Origin of the sequence: Sphingobacterium spiritivorum, from assembly GCF_016725325.1 — a bacterium.
Lineage (GTDB): Bacteria > Bacteroidota > Bacteroidia > Sphingobacteriales > Sphingobacteriaceae > Sphingobacterium.
On sequence record NZ_CP068083.1, the window covers coordinates 4,097,634 to 4,114,599 of the forward strand.

A 16,966-nucleotide genomic window follows, 5' to 3' on the forward strand; every position below is an offset into this window, starting at 1 on the left:
ATCATATGACAGAAGAAAGAGATGGAGTATTGGTCTCGCACCTGGCAAAACAGGGAGTTGATGACAAAATGGTAATGGGACACCCGGCAGGACTATTTGTCCTCTTCTTTACAGAAATGTGGGAACGTTTCAGTTATTACGGGATGCGGGCATTATTGACCGTGTTTTTAGTGAGTGAGATTGCCAAAGGTGGATGGGGCTGGAGCAATGAAGAAGCCATGAAGCTGTATGGTCTTTACACGGGACTGGTCTATCTGACACCTTTACTCGGAGGGATTATTGCTGATAAGCTGACAGGTTATAAAAAAGCAATTCTGATAGGTGCTCTGATCATGACGCTGGGACATGCCTCTATGGCTCTCGAAGGATTTTCAGGTAATTTCTTCTATTTAGGGCTAATTCTGATGATTCTCGGTAATGGTATGTTTAAACCGAACATTTCTTCCATGGTGGGTAAGTTATACCCGGATTCCAGTTCTAAAAAAGATGCTGCATATACTATTTTTTATATGGGGATCAATGCAGGTGCATTTTTAGGTATGTTGCTTTGTGGATATATTGGGGAGAAAGTGGGATGGCACTATGGCTTTGGATTAGCGGGTGTATTTATGTTTTTCGGTATGCTTCAGTTTTATTTCGGACAGCGAATCTTTGGTATTATCGGAGAGAGCCCGAAAGTATTAAAAGCTGACCATGATAAAAGAGTGGCTGCAAATGAAGAACAGGATGAAGTTATCCCTGCAAATGTAGTTCGTGACCGTCTGTTTGTGGTCGCTGCACTAATGATTGCCAGTATTGTATTCTTTTTTGCATTTGAGCAGGCTGGTGGTTCTATGACTATCTTTGCTAAAGACTATACACAGCGTGTACTGGATGGAGGTATGGCTTCTGCATTTAAATGGGTAGATGCGGCATTGACGATATTTCCAATGCTGATCGTTACGTTGGTATTAGGAAGCTTAGCAGCCAAAATCTATAAAAAATATCCGTTGACTATTATTTTTACAGCGGTCTCATTTGCTGTGATCTGGGTATTGGGTGTCTGGAAAGTACACCGTGAATTTACCTCTTTCGGTACTGAAGTTACGGTATCCTGGTTTCAGATTCTAAACTCTTTCTTTATCGTTACGTTAGCTTCTTCATTTAGTAAGCTATGGGAAAAAGTGTGGAATCCTTCAGGACCTGTGAAATTTGCGCTGGGGCTGATTTTAGTAGGAATTGGCTTTGCGGCCTTGTCATACGGTAGTATGTCTATTCCTTCCGGAGCAAAGACAGCTTCTGTAAGTATGATCTGGCTGGTATTGGCCTATTTCTTCCATACAACAGGAGAGCTGTGTCTGTCGCCTGTGGGATTGTCGTATGTGAGTAAGCTTTCTCCTAAGAAATTTTTAGGTTTATTATTCGGATTCTGGTTTTGTGCTTCAGCTATTGCCAATTTTCTTGGCGGATTTATGGGAGCCTATATCGATAAGATCACAGAGACACATTCGATGTCTTATTTCTTTATGATTTTCACCCTTATTCCTTTTGCTACAGCCTTGATATTGATCCTGCTAAATCCGGTATTAAAGCGGATGATGCACGGAATTCATTAACAATAAGTTATTTACATAAAAAAGCATCCTTAGGGATGCTTTTTTTGTATTAAGACCATTTGGCAATAAGATAAATTTATAACTTTGTAGCTATTGTTAAGTTAAAATTTTATATGAATGATCAGAATCGTGCCGTTTCAGGCACGCTTGAAAAAGACGGTATAGATGGATCAACAGTGTTGGGACATCCATCCGGATTATTAGTTCTTTTCTTTACAGAAATGTGGGAGAGATTCTCGTATTACGGGATGCGCGTATTGTTGATTCAGTTTCTAACTTCTGCGGTTATATTCGGAAGTCCTTTTTCCGGATGGGGCTGGACAGCTGAACAGGCAGGGGCCTTGTACGGAACTTACGCTATGCTGGTATATCTGACTCCTATTCTGGGAGGTATCATTGCGGATAAATACATTGGTTCACGTAAAGCAGTTATTATAGGTGCAGCTGTCATGACCCTGGGGCATGCGGCGATGGCATTTGATAATTCTTATATGTTTTTTGCCGGTTTGGCCTGTCTGATTATCGGTACAGGTTTTTTCAAACCGAATATGCCTTCTATTCTGGGAGAGATGTACAAGCACTTACCGGAGAAAAAAGATGGTGCATATACTATTTTCTACATGGGAGTAAATGCCGGAGCATTCTTTGGTATGATGCTATGTGGTTACTTAGCCGAAAAAGTAGGCTGGCACTGGGGATTTGGACTGGCAGGTATCTTTATGTTCCTCGGTACCATTCAGTTCTGGGCTGCAAAACCACTAATGGGTAACCTGGGGGTATTGGATAAGTCGGCTAAAGAAGATGCTGAAAAGAAAGCGAAGGAGAGCGAAGAAGAAAGTAAACGCAATCCGTACACTACCTTTGACATGGTGTTAATCGGCTTTATTACCGTTGTAGGTTTTATGTATGCATTCAACGATCCGCTTTCCAAAAACGGGGTTGTAGATATTTTTGAATTTATTGATACTTCTTATCTGAGAGGACAATACCTGATGATATTTATAGCACTTATTGCTTTTATTTATCTGATCGTATCCCGTATTCTGCGCTATGGCAAGATCGTGCGTGACAGAATGTTTGCCGTTATCTTGCTTGCTTTCTTCCTGATCTTCTTCTTTATGAGTTTCGAGCAGGGAGCTACATCTCTGGTACTGGTAGCGCGTGATCATATTGACAGACAGCTTTCAGGCAATAGTCTGTTAATCTTCAATATTGTAAATGCCTTATTTACAATTGTACCGTTGACCATTATCTCATGGGTGTTGATTCTGCTGGCAAAAGCAACCTGGAAAAAAATAGCTCCTTCCAATATTATTTTGTTGATTTGTTTTGTGTTGATCTGGGGTGCAGCTATCTGGATGCTGACCAATGAATTTACAGCCAAAACTTCAGAGATAACTGTTTCCTGGTTCTCTACACTTAACTCTTTCTTCATTATTGCATTAGCATCTTCTGTATCTAAAATCTGGGAATCCAAATTCAATCCTTCTGCTGCATTTAAATATGGCTTCGGATTGGTACTGGTAGCGATCGGATTTTTAATATTGGGATTAGGTTCATTGGGCATCAGCGAGCATGTGAAGATATCGATGATCTTTCTGGTATTGACTTATTTGTTCCATACATTAGGCGAGTTGTTTATTTCTCCGGTAGGGTTATCTTATGTTTCTAAGTTAGTTCCTGCACGTATGCTGGCCTTTATGTTTGGGGTATGGTATCTGGCGATAGCGATTGCTCAGAAACTGGCTGCTATTCTGGGAGGTCAGGTGGAGATTATCAAAGAGAATTACTCATTGAGTCACTTCTTCTTCCTGTTCACTATTATTCCGGCTGCAGCAGGACTACTGGTGATGTTGCTTAATCCGCTGATTAAACGACTTATGCACGGCGTAAAATAAAAAATCTAAAGGCTTTCCTTATCCGGGAAAGCTTTTTTTAATATATCATAATACAAAATGGAGGAATATAAACAACAAACGTTAGCCGAAATTCAGAATTTTGAAGGAAAGTACCCTAAGCAACTTTGGTACTTATTCCTGGTGGAGATGTGGGAGCGCTTCTGTTTTTACGGGATGCGTGGCGTTTTGGCAATCTTTATGGTCGATCAGTTATTTCTGACAGATAAAGAGGCAAATCTTAAGTATGGAGCTATTCAGGCTTTCGTTTACGCTTTTACTTTTATAGGAGGGATCTTTGCAGACCGGATTCTTGGTTTCAAACGTTCTCTGATTTTCGGAGCGATACTGATGATCGCCGGCAACGCATTAATTGCGGTTTCTCCGCATGATTTCTTTTATCTGGGGATAGTACTTACTATTATCGGAACAGGATTTTTCAAACCGAATATTTCTTCTATGGTAGGAGAGCTATACAAAGAGGGAGATCCGAGAAGAGATGCCGGGTTCGGAATTTTTTATTCCGGAATCAATGTCGGAGCACTTTTGGGTGGTGCATTGTGTGTGTGGCTTGGTAAAGAACATTCCTGGAATCTGGCTTTTATGGCAGCCGCAATTGTCATGGTAATCGGACTCTTTATCTTTTTACTTACTAAAAAATATTTGGGACCAATAGGTGCGAGTCCTATTGAACACCTTCCTAAAGCAAAGAAAACGGTGCAGGAAGTATTGGTGTACATTGGTGCATTAGCCTGTATTCCATTAATCTTTATCATGATCCATAATACCGGATATACTGACATGTTTATGTATATTATCGGTCCGTTGGCACTGATTTATTTCTTTTATCAGATGCTGGTTGAAAAGGAGAAAAAGGCACGTCAGCAGCTTCTGGCAGCTTTGATTCTGATCATGTTCTCCATCCTGTTTTTCGCTATTTTTGAACAGGCAGGAGGGTCATTAGCCTTATTTGCAAATAACAATTTACATCGTGACCTTCTGTTTTTCAGCATAGATCCTAATATGGTGAATAACGGCGCAAATTCTCTTTTCGTAATTGCTTTCAGCCCGTTATTAGGTCTGGTATGGTTAGCGATGTCTAAGAAGAAGGTTGAACCGAATACTGTTGTAAAGTTCGGGCTTGGCTTCTTATTACTGGGAGTCGCTTATTATATTTTCTTTGCGACCCGCTTCTTTGCTGATGCCAGCGGAAAAACTTCTCTGGGCGTATTTACTTTGGCCTATCTTGCCGTTACTTTAGGAGAGTTGTGTCTGTCTCCGATAGGGTTGTCTATGGTTACCAAATTATCTCCTAAACGCCTTGGGGGGATGATGATGGGGTTGTGGTTTTTGGCAAGTGCCTACGGACAGTATCTTGCCGGATTGTTAGGAGCGGGTATGACAGCTCCGGATGAAAAAGCATCTTTAATGGATAAACTTCTGGCGTATACGGATGGCTATAAACAACTTGGGATCTATGCTCTTGGAGCAGGTGTACTTCTGATAGTCATCTCTCCCTTAGTCAAAAAGCTGATGAATGGCGTAAAATAGTGTATTTCATTTACAAATGAAGGAAACGGATCTAGGTAATAATAGATCCGTTTTTTTATTTAACCTATCTTGTATACAGATAGGTTCTTTCAGTCAGTAATGAGTAACTGTCACGCTTTTGAAAATACAGTAATCACCTTTCCCTGTTGTCCCGCATAGGATAAAAGCATAATTGGAGGGGTATTATATTCGTCATTCTTTAGGGATAATTACTACCTTTACGTCAATTTATTTTATGCAACAGACAGATAGCTTAGTCATCATTCCGACCTATAATGAGAAAGAAAATATTGAGAAGATCATTCGTAAAGTCTTTTCTTTAGCCATTGCATTTGACATTCTGATCGTAGATGACGGATCTCCGGACGGAACGGCTGACATTGTGCGAAAATTACAGCAGGAATTTCCGCATCATCTGCATATGGAAGAGCGGAAAGGTAAATTAGGTCTGGGAACAGCTTATATTCATGGATTTAAATGGGGACTGGGACGTCACTATGAATTTATATTTGAGATGGACGCAGATTTCAGTCATAATCCTAATGACTTACTCAAACTGAGACAATGTTGTATGGATGGAGCAGACATGTCTATCGGATCCCGCTATGTGAAGGGAGTGAATGTCGTCAACTGGCCGATGAGCAGGGTGCTGATGTCTTATTTTGCTTCCGTCTATGTCCGGTTTATAACAGGCATAACGATTCAGGATGCAACAGCAGGATTTGTTTGTTTTCGCCGCCGGGTACTTGAAAAGATTCCGTTGGATAAAATTAAGTTTGTCGGATATGCTTTTCAGATAGAAATGAAATTCACAGCATTGCAATACGGATTTAATGTAGTAGAAGTGCCTATTATTTTTACCGACAGAACGGAAGGAACTTCTAAGATGAGTACAAAAATCTTCAGAGAAGCCTTTTTTGGTGTGATTCAGCTAAAAATAGCCAGTTGGTTCAAAAAATATAATTAGAAATAGCACGTAAAGTTATATATTGTACATATGAACGAATACCTTGACCCCAATCCTGAACATCTGAATCCTGCGGATCGTGATCTGGAGCGTGTGCTCAGACCCCAGACGTTTGAAGATTTCACAGGTCAGGAAAAAATACTTGAAAATCTGTCAATCTTTGTCAGAGCTGCCAAATTACGGGGAGAGGCATTAGATCATGTGTTATTACATGGCCCTCCGGGATTAGGAAAGACGACATTATCCAATATTATTGCCAATGAGATGGGAGTGGGCATCAAGATCACTTCAGGCCCGGTATTAGATAAACCAGGTGATCTGGCTGGTCTGCTAACCAATCTGGAAGAAGGTGATATTCTGTTTATCGATGAGATACATCGTCTCAGTCCGCTGGTAGAAGAATATCTGTATTCAGCTATGGAGGATTTTAAAATCGATATTATGCTGGAAACGGGGCCTAATGCACGTTCGGTGCAGATATCGCTGAATCCGTTTACCCTGGTAGGCGCTACTACACGTTCGGGGTTGCTGACTGCTCCTTTAAGGGCTCGCTTCGGGATCAATTCAAGGTTACAATATTACGACGCAAAATTGCTGACAACTATTGTGTTGCGTTCAGCCACGATTCTTAATACGCCTATTTCAGATGAAGGAGCATATGAAATCGCACGCCGTAGCCGTGGTACTCCACGTATAGCCAATGCGCTGCTGCGCCGTACACGCGATTTTGCACAGATTAAAGGAAACGGTTCCATAGATCGTGCGATAGCACAATATGCACTGAATGCCTTAAATGTTGATGAAAATGGGTTAGATGAGATGGATAACCGGATTCTGACAACGATCATAGATAAATTTAAAGGCGGACCGGTAGGACTGAAGACGATCGCTACCGCAGTGGGAGAAGATGAGGGGACGATAGAAGAAGTATATGAACCATTCCTGATTCAGGAAGGATATCTGATGCGTACTTCCAGAGGAAGAGAATGTACGGAAGCGGCATTTAAACATTTGGGACGTATCCATCATTCAAGAGGTAATACATTATTTTAGATTTGCACATACACACTCTATACCATATGAAAGGACATATCATATTCCTGCTTACGATTATTTTTTGTGCTCCTGTTGCCAGCTTCGCACAGCTGGATTGTCCTCCTGTAATCGGAGGAGCAAAGAAAGCTAACGATAAATTTCACATTACTGCCGGTGCAGGACCAACTGTGCTGTACGGCGACCTGCCAAAATCCGGTATGTCTGTTGCATTTTACCTAAAAGCAGATTACCGTATTTATAAAGGTATTCTAGTCGGACTGGAAGGACAGATAGGATCTTTGAAAGCTGCTGCTACAGCAGATACGTTAAATAAAAGAAGGGTTAATAACGGTTATTATGCAGGATTTGTAAATGTCACTGTTTTTCCATTTCAGTTTTCAGATAAAAGGCTTTCTGCATATTCAGCTCCTACAGAGATTCTGTTGAACTCTTTCTATCTGGGAGTGGGATTCGGGGGAATTCAAAGCGATTTTAAAGAGTTGATAGAAGCGGATGGTACTGTCTCTAATAATCAGGGAAAAACCACGAATACATTTTTATTTCCCGTTGCAAATGCCGGTTTTGCTATACCTGTAAACAAGTACAACTTCAACAACCGTACAGGAAGATACTTCAGCGTGGTTTTAAATGCTCAGTTCTCCATGGGACAAAATGATGCTCTGGATGGTTTCGTACCTGTACAATCCCAGCATAACGATATGTATACCTTCTATTCAGCAGGTGTCAGATATTCTTTCTGATACGAGACAGAATCTTTCTTCCTCTGGATTGTATAGAGGGAGGTCCGTCTTTGAGAAAGTATTCAATCTGAGCAACAAGCTCTTCTTTAACCCAGCTATGTTTGTTGCTCAGATAATATAAAATTTCAAAACAATTGGCCACTACAGCTACTGCCTTATCAGGAGTAATCATCCAGTTGAAAATTGTTTCTATAATGATTTCCTCCTGATCCGAATTCAGCAGGATATTACTTTTCTTATCTAAAATACAGATTATAATATTTCCAAAAATACGCTGACTGCCTTCGATACGAACTTCATTCAGCCGGCTAATTATGTCCGTGTGCAGGAGTTGTAGTTGAAGTCGCTCTGCCTTCAGATATTTTTCCAGTAACCAGGAGGCATGTAAAGGGAGATTGCTTTCATAATGATCAAAACAAAGATTAAATAACGCTCTGCTATCGATATTTCCGGATTGGACAGGAGAAAGATGCTCCTGTTTGTTCCTTTTCAATACATCCAGAAATCGTTTTATTTGTTTTTGAAGCTCTATATTATCCTTCTCTGACATGGCTAAAAGAATTTTTCATTGAAATTTACCAAAAATAATTCTTTAGTAGCACGTGTCAGTGCCGTATAGAGCCATCGTAGAAATTCCGTTGTTAGCATATCATCATTCATATACCCCTGATCGACAAACACGGCTTCCCATTGTCCGCCTTGTGCTTTATGGCAGGTGATCGCATAGGCAAACTTGATCTGTAAGGCATTATAGTAAGGATCTTTTTTGATAGCTTCCATACGGTCTTTTTTGGAGAAGATATCTTCGTAATCCCTGGCTATTGCTTCATAAAGTTGCTGTTGCTGTTCATAAGGCAGGTTCGGAGAGTCCGAATACAGACTATCCAGAATAACCCGGCAGGTAACAGGATCCTCTTCTTCACTGGCTGAAAATTCCAGGGTAACATCTGCGAAACGAAATCCGTGCTGCTCATGGATGTTTCCGACTTTTCTGACTTCGGCCATATCTCCATTGGCTATAAATCCGGAGTTATTCTGTTCGTTATTCTCTGTAAGCCAGTAGTAATTATTTCGGACGACCATGATCAGATCACCTCCGGTCAGCTCTTCATCACGGAATAGAATCCGGTTTCGTATATTCTGATTATACAGATTTGCAGATTTATTGGACCTGCATACAACCAAGGTGTTTTCCAGACCAAATTTATCGTAAGCATAATGCAGGCCTTCCACTAATTTTTCGCCTGTCATCTGAAAAATGTCGCCGAATCCTTTCGTAATGAACTGCGGAAAAGGGTAGTCATTTTTTTCTTCTTCTATTTTGATCTCCTGTCTTATTTTGGTGGCATTAAACAGAATGCCTGATGATTTTGCCTGCCTTACTACATCTGTAAGCTCAAAACCAAAAGTATGAAGATAAAATTCATCCCGGAGATATTCCGCATCCAAAGCAGGGCTCTGCAACAAACCTACGGGAGGAAGCTGAGCGGTATCTCCTACAAATAGCAGGCTGCAGTTTTTGCCTGCCTGTACATAGCGGATCAGATCATGAAGCAGACTTTTAGAAAATATATTGACAGATTCGTTGGATATCATAGATGCTTCATCTACAATAAATAAAGTGTCTTCATGTAAATTTTCTGCCAACCCAAAATCCATATTGAAGGCAATGGATGTCTTTTTGCGGTAGATCTTTTTGTGTATGGTAAATGCTTTTCTCCCCGAATAATAACTCATGACTTTAGCTGCCCGTCCCGTAGGAGCCAGTAACACGCTTTTCTTACGAAGCTGAGGAAGTGTTTTTACAACGGAACTGATAATGGCTGTTTTACCTGTACCTGCATAACCTCTCAGAATAAAGACCTGTTGACGGTCAAAAGTACTCAGAAATTCATCCAACAGCGAAAATGCTGTTTTTTGCTGTGGAGTAGGTGGCCAATGAAAATTTTGTATCAGTAAATCTTGGATATGCACAATCAAAGTTATCTAAAAGGTTTGTCATATCAATTGTAAAAGCTAATTTTGTTAGATATAGTAATCTATACCGTTTCGAAAGGTAGCTTTGCACATGAATTATACTTCAGATCAATTTAATATTCAATATTTGCCCCATTATACACTTCTGGTCAAAACCGGATTTCATACGGATACTATTCTTGTGTCGGATGAAAAAGGAACTGTTCAGGTGATGATGGAATATGAAAGTGAACAGCCGGAACCCTCAGCTTTACAATTGCTGAGTCTGCCCTTTGTCCGGGTAAAGATAGTAGTACCCCACCAGAGTCTTGTATTTGTTCCTAACGAACTGTTTAAGGAGGAAGCACTGGAAGATTATACTCAATTTCTGATGGATGAGCAACAGGGAAATACCCTTCATCAGAAATTGAATCTGGGTGGAGTTACCGCAGTATATCAGTTTGATGCCATCCTGTACAACCGCTGGAAGTCACTTTTCCCGGAAGCACAGTTTATACCGGAATTTCAGGTGATATTGGATCAGGCTCAACAACATATTCCCTTACAGGGCGAGGTGATTGGTGTACATTTTGGAGATCAGGTGGCAGATATATTTGTATTTCTCAACGGACAATTTCAGTTGTATAACACATTTGAAGTATATAGCGTTGAAGATCTGACGTATTACCTCTTACGTATTTTCAGTAGTTTTCATATTAAAGATAAAGTACAAAAACTATTGATATCCGGAGAAATACCGGAAGAGGATTATCGGGAGAGGCTGGCTCAGCTTGCAGAAAGAGTAGAAACATTGACTGCAAAGATCAAAATCAGTTCATCCGATGAACAGGTACAACAGCAGCTGCAGGGGTTAAACACATTATTCGAATATTAGTATGAGAATTATCGGGGGCGCATGGGGAGGTATCCGCCTGAATCCACCAAACAATCTTCCTGTCCGGCCTACTACAGATATTGCAAAGGAAGCGTTGTTTAATATTTTACAGAATCGTCTCGATTTTGACGAAATCGAATGTCTGGATTTATTTGCAGGTACAGGCAATATCAGCTTTGAGCTGGCTTCCAGAGGTGCGCTGTCCGTACAATCTGTAGATCTGCACTTCAAATGTGTACAATATATTCAGGATACAGCCAAAAAGATGAAAATGGAAACCATACAGGCAAAGCGTGCTGATGTTTTTAAATTTATCACTTCCTGCAAAAAACAATTTGATATTATCTTTGCAGATCCTCCATATGATATACCACAGTTACCTCAACTTCCACATTTGATTATTGAGGGTAATCTATTGAAAGATAATGGGTTGTTGGTTGTGGAGTTTCCTTCCACACGCCGACTCGATGATTCACCATATCTGCTGGAAATACGCAAATATGGTTACTCATCTTTTGGATTTTATAGTAAACAAAAACCGGAATAAGTATGAAAGTAGCTGTTTTTCCAGGATCTTTTGATCCCGTTACTTTAGCGCATCAGGATATTGTACTGCGTGCGTTGGAATTGTTTGACAGGATTATTGTAGCAGTAGGCACCAATAGTACCAAGCAGGGGCTGTTGTCTACTGATGACCGTGTGGCTATACTTCAAGAGGTGTTTGCAGAGGTCAGCGATCGGGTAGAAGTAACGACTTACAAAGGTCTTACAGTCGATTACTGCAAGCAGGTAGGGGCGAACTATATTTTACGCGGTCTGCGCAACACCAATGACTTTGAGTTTGAATATGCTATTGCCCAGAATAACAAGCACCTTGCCGCGGAAATTGATACTATATTTCTGATGAGTACAAGTGGTCTGGGACATATATCCTCTACTATTGTTCGTGATGTAACGCTTCACAAAGGAGATATCAGCTCGATGGTACCAGCCGCAGTTATTGCGTATATGGAAAACAAGAGCAGATAGTCTGCTCTTTAGCCGAATGGTTTTAAGATCGGGTGATCTTGACTTTTTTATTCTTCATCTTCGTTACCTGAGACTGTTTCATGGCAAAGGCAGCTTTTGACCTCCTTATAGCGACATAAGCCATTGTTTCTTTGACTTCTATGATTCCTACATCGTCTTTTTCTATTTCCGGAATTTTAAGCAGATAACCCACAATATCAATCTTATTTATTTTATCCTTTTTACCTGCATTTATATGCAAGGTCATGAAAGGAGAATTGTGAGGCATAGGGTGATCTTCTGTGACAATCTCTTCTTCCATTTCTTGCGGAAGATAAGCGTAGTTTTCGTCAGTTGTCAGGATCACATATACATTTCCGGCAGCTTTCATACGTGCGGTACGGCCGTTACGATGTACAAAAGCATCTTCTTTATAAGGAAGCTGATAATGAATAATAGAATCAATCTCCGGAATATCCAGACCTCTGGCTGCCAGATCTGTAGTGATCAGAATCTGTGAAGTGCCATTTCTGAATTTCAGAAGCGTGAGTTCTCTGTCAGCCTGCTCCATTCCTCCGTGAAAAGCGTCATGGATCAGCTCGCGGTCCATCAGCAGTTCTGAAATATGATCTACTGCGTCTCTGTGATTGCAGAAGATAAGCATACGTTTATTACCGATCTGACAAATCAGGTTAAACAATGTTCTCAATTTTTCCTTCGGTCTGCAGATTACCTTTTTTATGGTCAGATCCGGAGCCGCATCACTGTTGTCCAGATAGTCGATAGTAATTGCATCGGAGATACCTGTGAAAGATGGAATCTCTTCCATTTGTGTTGCAGATGTGAGTATACGCTGTTTCAGCACAGGAAGTTGTTCAATGATAAAGGACATATCCTCCTGAAATCCAAATTCCAGTGACTTGTCAAATTCATCCAGAATCAGGCCGTGCAACTGTGCTGTATCCAGGTTTTCATTGCGTAAATGATAGGCTATACGTCCTGGTGTACCGATGATGATATCCGGAGCGTGTTTGAGTGCTGTACGCTCTTCACGGGTTGAATGGCCACCATAACAACAGACTACACGTTTACCATGAAACACTTTTTTGGAGACCGATTCAATTTGCTGAGCAAGTTCACGTGTAGGAGCTAAAACAAGACATTGCGGACCTTTTTTAGTCGTATCAAAGGAATAAGAAGCAGCAAGCAGAAATGCCAGTGTTTTACCGGTTCCGGTAGGGGACAATAAAATAATATCCTGTTTTAATTTTAAGGAATTTACAACCTCACTTTGCATCTCATTTAAGGATGAGATGTTCATTCTACTTAATATCGCTTCAATCTGCATGTAACAAAAATACTGATAAAATAGCGATTTACAGGGCTGAAAAGACAATAATGTCAGGAATATGTCTGAAATCTGTTAAAACTATGTTAAAGCCTTCGTGTAATTTGGACAATAAGGTCAAATCGGGGTATATTTGGTCTTTCATAATTTAGGTTAATAATTGGTTAGTATAGGTCTTCAATCTCCCCGGTTGGAGACCTATCTTTTTATATATTGATCAGATACCAGATTTTGGATTAGCTTCCCCGTCATCCATTCCGATAGCGCATTATTTAATACATCATATTGAGCCATTAGTAATTGGTTCTTTGCGGCTTTGTAAGCCGAGATATCTGCTTTTCCATATTCATACTTCACTTTGGTGGTTTCATATGCTTTACCGGCATATCCTGATGCTTCCTCTAATGTTGCTTCCAGTTCTGCAAATTGCTGTTGTTTTCTGGATTGATTTTGCAATTCATTTTTTAACTCTGTTTCCTTTTTTGTAACGACTTCCTGTTGCTGAAGAATATCAATATTCTTTCTGGTTCTTAATCGTTTCGCATCTCCTTTGGAAAAGATAGGTATGGATAGATTCAGTCCGAGATACTGACTCCTGTTATCTTTCAGCTGGCTCCCGAATCTGAATGATGTATCAAAGATCTGATCGATAGCGGTAGCATAAAATGTACCGTAAGAATAATTTAATCTCACTGAGGGTAGATATTGATGCAGAAGTTGCCTGTATTCCTGTTGTAGTTTTAGCTGTGTTAACTGTTCTTTTACGACAGAAGGGTTATTCTCCAATATAGCCGATCCGACAGAATGATCATATGAAGAAGTATCTTGTATAAGAATCATATGAGTTGCAGAAATATCATCTTTATTAATCAACTGAGCCAATATGGCTTTCTTATTCTGCTCATCCTGTTCGGCTTGTTTCAACAGTTTTTGCTCTTGTGTATAGATGACTTGTATATCATAGATATCGCTTTCTGGTTTGGCACCGTCTGCCACTTCCTTTTCAATACGATCCAGTTGTTCTTTGGAATTGCTGAGCTGATTCGTAATGACTTTTTTTAATTCCTGGGCGGCTAATGCCTCTGTATAACGCTGAATCAGTAAGGATGCAAATTCCTGATCAATTACTGCCTTGTCTGCCTGTGCGATAGCTGTTTGTAGCCTGCTTATGCGGGACTTATTTAAGTCCTCAAAGTTGAAAAGGTTAATTCCGGCATCTACGGAAATATTATCCGATTGTATATTGGCACTTTCCCGAGCATTAGTTTGCGGGTTGATGGTAGAACCAAAATTATAGAAATGGTTGATCCGGGCAGAAATATCGGGCAGAAAACGGGATGCCGTATGTATTTCGGCTGAACGGAATGCTTTTATCTGAAGGTTCTGGATCTTTACATCCAGGTGGTTCTCCATACCCAGCACCATACACTCCTGTAGTGTATAAAGCTGCTGGGTGTTCCCCCATAAAGGGAAGCCCAGCATCATTAATACTAAACAAACAATACTTTTATTCATATTTCAATACATTCAGGATATCCAGTCGTGTAGCTCTGTAAGCTTTGGACAAGACAACGGTTAAGGTAAGGATCAGCATAAGGACGATAGCTATAAGAAAGGTCTGCCAGCTGATGGCAATGCGATAGGCAAAATTGTTCAGCCAGGTATTGATAAAATAATAGCTTGGCAAGAGTGCAAGTATAAATCCGACTCCGGATATCCAGATATACTGGCGGGTCAGAAACAGGAGCAGATCTTTGGTCTCTGCACCCATTACTTTACGTATGGCGATTTCTTTAAATCTTCTTTCAATAGAGTAGGAGGCCAACGCAAATAATCCGAATAATGCGATCAGAATAACGACAATGTTCATCACAGCAAACAGATTTCTTTGTTTAACAACATTTTCATATGTACGTGCAAATCGTTTATCTACAAACTCGTAGCTGAATGGATGCAGATCATCGACATTGGTTTTCCAGTATTTTTCAATCTCCGAGATTGTCTTTTCCATATGTTCAGGACTTATTTTGACTGAAATATTAGTAATATTTCCTTCCATCCACGGAAAAGCCTTTAAATGAAAAAATGTCATCGCTTCTATTTTTTGTTGAAGACCTTTGAGGTTAAAGTCATTGACTATACCAATTACTTTAAAGGTTTTTCCCATAAAACGGACTTCTTTACCGACTATATCTTTTTCCTTGAGCATATCTGCTGCTGTCTGATTGAGCATAACAGATCCGGTAGAATCTGAGCCCAGATTTTTATCAAAAGACCGCCCGCTAATCGTATTTATCTTTAACATTTCGAGGTAACCGAAATCCAGAGCCATATTTTGTCCCTGTATAGAGATGTCTTTATATTCCAGACTGGAACTTGAATTGGCTCCTCCTCCCAGAGTGAAGGAACTGATATTGACGTCCTGTACGTCCTTTATTTTTAACAATTGCTGCTTTATCCTTTCATAGTTATTGAACTTTTGATTTTCAGGATACTGTTTTATAAATGATATAGTCAGTACCTGATCGCTGTTGAAGCCCAGATCTTTGTCTATCATATAATTCACTTGTTTGTGTACCATTAACCCGGATATTAAGAAGAAGGTGGCTATGGTAAATTGCAGACTTAGAATACCATTTCTGAACCAGGTACCGGATTTACTTCTCGAATAGTTTCCTTTAAGTACTTTTAATACGTCAAATTTAGCTACGTAGATGGCCGGAATCAGACCTGCAAAGATCAACAGGATCAGAAATAGCAACAACATATGAGGAAAGAAATCCAGAAGGTTGAGCGTCATCGTCTTATCTAGCAGAGAATTATAGGACGGCAAAAGCACTTCCGTAATTCCCGCAGCGAGAATAATACTAATGACAGAAGTAATGCAGGTTTCGAAAAGAAACTGCAGTATGATATGTTTTTTGTCAGCACCTACTACTTTACGCACGCCAATTTCTTTTGCACGCTTGATCGCATATGCCACAGTCATATTGACATAATTAAAGATCGAGAGGAGGAGTACCAAAATGGAAATACCAACATTGATTTTCAGGAAAAGAAGATTTCCACTTCCTTCCGGAAAACCTGTTCTTTTTGATATCAGTCTGCTTTCTGACAGTGATTGCAGCGATACTGTAATTGAACCATACTTGGTTAGAAACTCTTTTAAAGAAATACCGGCTTCCTTCGCATACTTGACAGCCCGCTCATTCAGGTAGATCTCATCAATCTGTTTTTTGACCAGATCTCTTTTTGCCGAATCCTTAAGTTTCAGCAATACTGTAAACTCAAAATCCCCCCAGGAATCAGCTTTTCTTTTGATATCTTTCTCCATGGCTGTATAAACTGCATTTGGCGAAATAGATGATTTTCCGGGGATACGATATACAGCAGTAACCACGTAACTTTCATTATTATCTGTAGTGATAATCTGATCAATGGGATTGGCTGTACCAAATAATCGTTTTGCTTCAGATTCTTCTAAAGCCATCGTATTTTGCGAAGAGGAAAACTGGCTGACAGATCCTTTTATAATTTCAAAAGGGAAAAACTCAAAAAATGAACCTTGCGTATTTATAGTTCTGGTCAATATTTCCGTTTTACCATTGACCTTAAAGTATTGATCAAAGTAATAGGCTCTGTATTGGCAGTAGCTTTCTATTTCATTTGATTTTTCCATGAGGATGGGGACAAGAGGGCCGGGACTGCTGTTCCACATCATATCTTCACTGATTCTGGTCATGACCTCAAAGACCTTATCTTTCTCCGGATTCCACTTATTGTAGGCATGTTCATCATTCCAGTACAGGAGGGACAGGATTACTCCAGTCACTCCGAGTGTGAGACCGATAAGCGTCAGAATCGTGAATACCTTATTGTGTGTGGCATTGTAAATAAATATTTTAAACCAGTTTTTTATCATAATCGAGCATATTTTAGTTTGGTAAATACTTGA

The 16,966-nt window shown here is 40.0% G+C and carries 14 protein-coding genes; 9 read left to right on the top strand and 5 right to left on the bottom strand.

All coding sequences use genetic code 11. From position 1 onward, the window contains the following. The first annotated feature begins 5 nt into the window (after positions 1 to 5). From I6J02_RS16995 to I6J02_RS17020, 6 genes are all read left to right on the top strand, one after another. The gene (locus I6J02_RS16995; RefSeq protein ID WP_201679023.1) at positions 6 to 1,595 is read left to right on the top strand and encodes a peptide MFS transporter; all 1,590 of its coding nucleotides are present in this window, start codon (positions 6 to 8) and stop codon (positions 1,593 to 1,595) included. A gap of 113 nt (positions 1,596 to 1,708) precedes the next feature. Further along, positions 1,709 to 3,493, top strand: a complete 1,785-nt coding sequence (locus I6J02_RS17000) for a peptide MFS transporter (RefSeq protein WP_201679024.1) — start codon at positions 1,709 to 1,711, stop codon at positions 3,491 to 3,493. A gap of 57 nt (positions 3,494 to 3,550) precedes the next feature. Continuing rightward, complete coding sequence (locus I6J02_RS17005; protein ID WP_201679025.1) at positions 3,551 to 5,041, top strand: peptide MFS transporter; 1,491 nt, start codon at positions 3,551 to 3,553, stop codon at positions 5,039 to 5,041. A gap of 235 nt (positions 5,042 to 5,276) precedes the next feature. Then, the gene (locus tag I6J02_RS17010) at positions 5,277 to 6,008 is read left to right on the top strand and encodes a polyprenol monophosphomannose synthase (RefSeq protein WP_201679026.1); all 732 of its coding nucleotides are present in this window, start codon (positions 5,277 to 5,279) and stop codon (positions 6,006 to 6,008) included. Positions 6,009 to 6,038: 30 nt separating this feature from the next. Then, complete coding sequence (gene ruvB / locus I6J02_RS17015) at positions 6,039 to 7,061, top strand: Holliday junction branch migration DNA helicase RuvB (RefSeq protein ID WP_002995807.1); 1,023 nt, start codon at positions 6,039 to 6,041, stop codon at positions 7,059 to 7,061. 26 nt (positions 7,062 to 7,087) lie between these two features. Next, entirely contained in the window at positions 7,088 to 7,804 is a 717-nt protein-coding gene (locus I6J02_RS17020; protein ID WP_201679027.1) for a hypothetical protein, read from the top strand. Here the strand turns inward: I6J02_RS17020 and I6J02_RS17025 are convergent. Together I6J02_RS17025 and I6J02_RS17030 are read right to left on the bottom strand one after the other, a co-directional pair. Continuing rightward, a complete protein-coding gene (locus I6J02_RS17025; RefSeq protein WP_201679028.1) occupies positions 7,788 to 8,354 on the bottom strand; it encodes a hypothetical protein in 567 nt (188 codons plus the stop codon). The two genes, I6J02_RS17020 and I6J02_RS17025, sit on opposite strands and share 17 nt — an antisense overlap. Before the next feature lie 2 nt (positions 8,355 to 8,356). Continuing rightward, positions 8,357 to 9,778: an ATP-dependent RecD-like DNA helicase gene (locus I6J02_RS17030; protein WP_201679029.1), complete on the bottom strand. Its 1,422-nt coding sequence runs from the start codon at positions 9,776 to 9,778 to the stop codon at positions 8,357 to 8,359. Between the two features lie 94 nt (positions 9,779 to 9,872). Here I6J02_RS17030 and I6J02_RS17035 point away from each other — a divergent pair, with 94 nt between their 5' ends. Genes I6J02_RS17035 through coaD form a run of 3 tightly spaced genes read left to right on the top strand, consistent with a single transcriptional unit; the run spans position 9,873 to position 11,684 of the window. Further along, complete coding sequence (locus tag I6J02_RS17035) at positions 9,873 to 10,655, top strand: DUF3822 family protein (protein WP_201679030.1); 783 nt, start codon at positions 9,873 to 9,875, stop codon at positions 10,653 to 10,655. 1 nt (position 10,656) lies between these two features. Next, entirely contained in the window at positions 10,657 to 11,202 is a 546-nt protein-coding gene (gene rsmD, locus I6J02_RS17040) for a 16S rRNA (guanine(966)-N(2))-methyltransferase RsmD (RefSeq protein WP_201679031.1), read from the top strand. A gap of 2 nt (positions 11,203 to 11,204) precedes the next feature. Further along, positions 11,205 to 11,684 carry a pantetheine-phosphate adenylyltransferase gene (gene coaD / locus I6J02_RS17045; protein ID WP_201679032.1) on the top strand — a complete coding sequence of 160 codons (480 nt, stop codon included), beginning with the start codon at positions 11,205 to 11,207 and terminating at the stop codon, positions 11,682 to 11,684. 22 nt (positions 11,685 to 11,706) lie between these two features. Here the strand turns inward: coaD and I6J02_RS17050 are convergent, their stop codons facing one another. From I6J02_RS17050 to I6J02_RS17060, 3 genes are all read right to left on the bottom strand, one after another. After that, complete coding sequence (locus tag I6J02_RS17050; protein WP_201679033.1) at positions 11,707 to 13,011, bottom strand: DEAD/DEAH box helicase; 1,305 nt, start codon at positions 13,009 to 13,011, stop codon at positions 11,707 to 11,709. Positions 13,012 to 13,209: 198 nt separating this feature from the next. Continuing rightward, a complete protein-coding gene (locus I6J02_RS17055; RefSeq protein WP_201679034.1) occupies positions 13,210 to 14,526 on the bottom strand; it encodes a TolC family protein in 1,317 nt (438 codons plus the stop codon). After that, positions 14,519 to 16,933, bottom strand: coding sequence for an ABC transporter permease (locus tag I6J02_RS17060; protein ID WP_201679035.1), 2,415 nt, complete (start codon positions 16,931 to 16,933; stop codon positions 14,519 to 14,521). The genes I6J02_RS17055 and I6J02_RS17060 overlap by 8 nt, the downstream gene beginning before the upstream one ends. Positions 16,934 to 16,966: the final 33 nt, after the last annotated feature.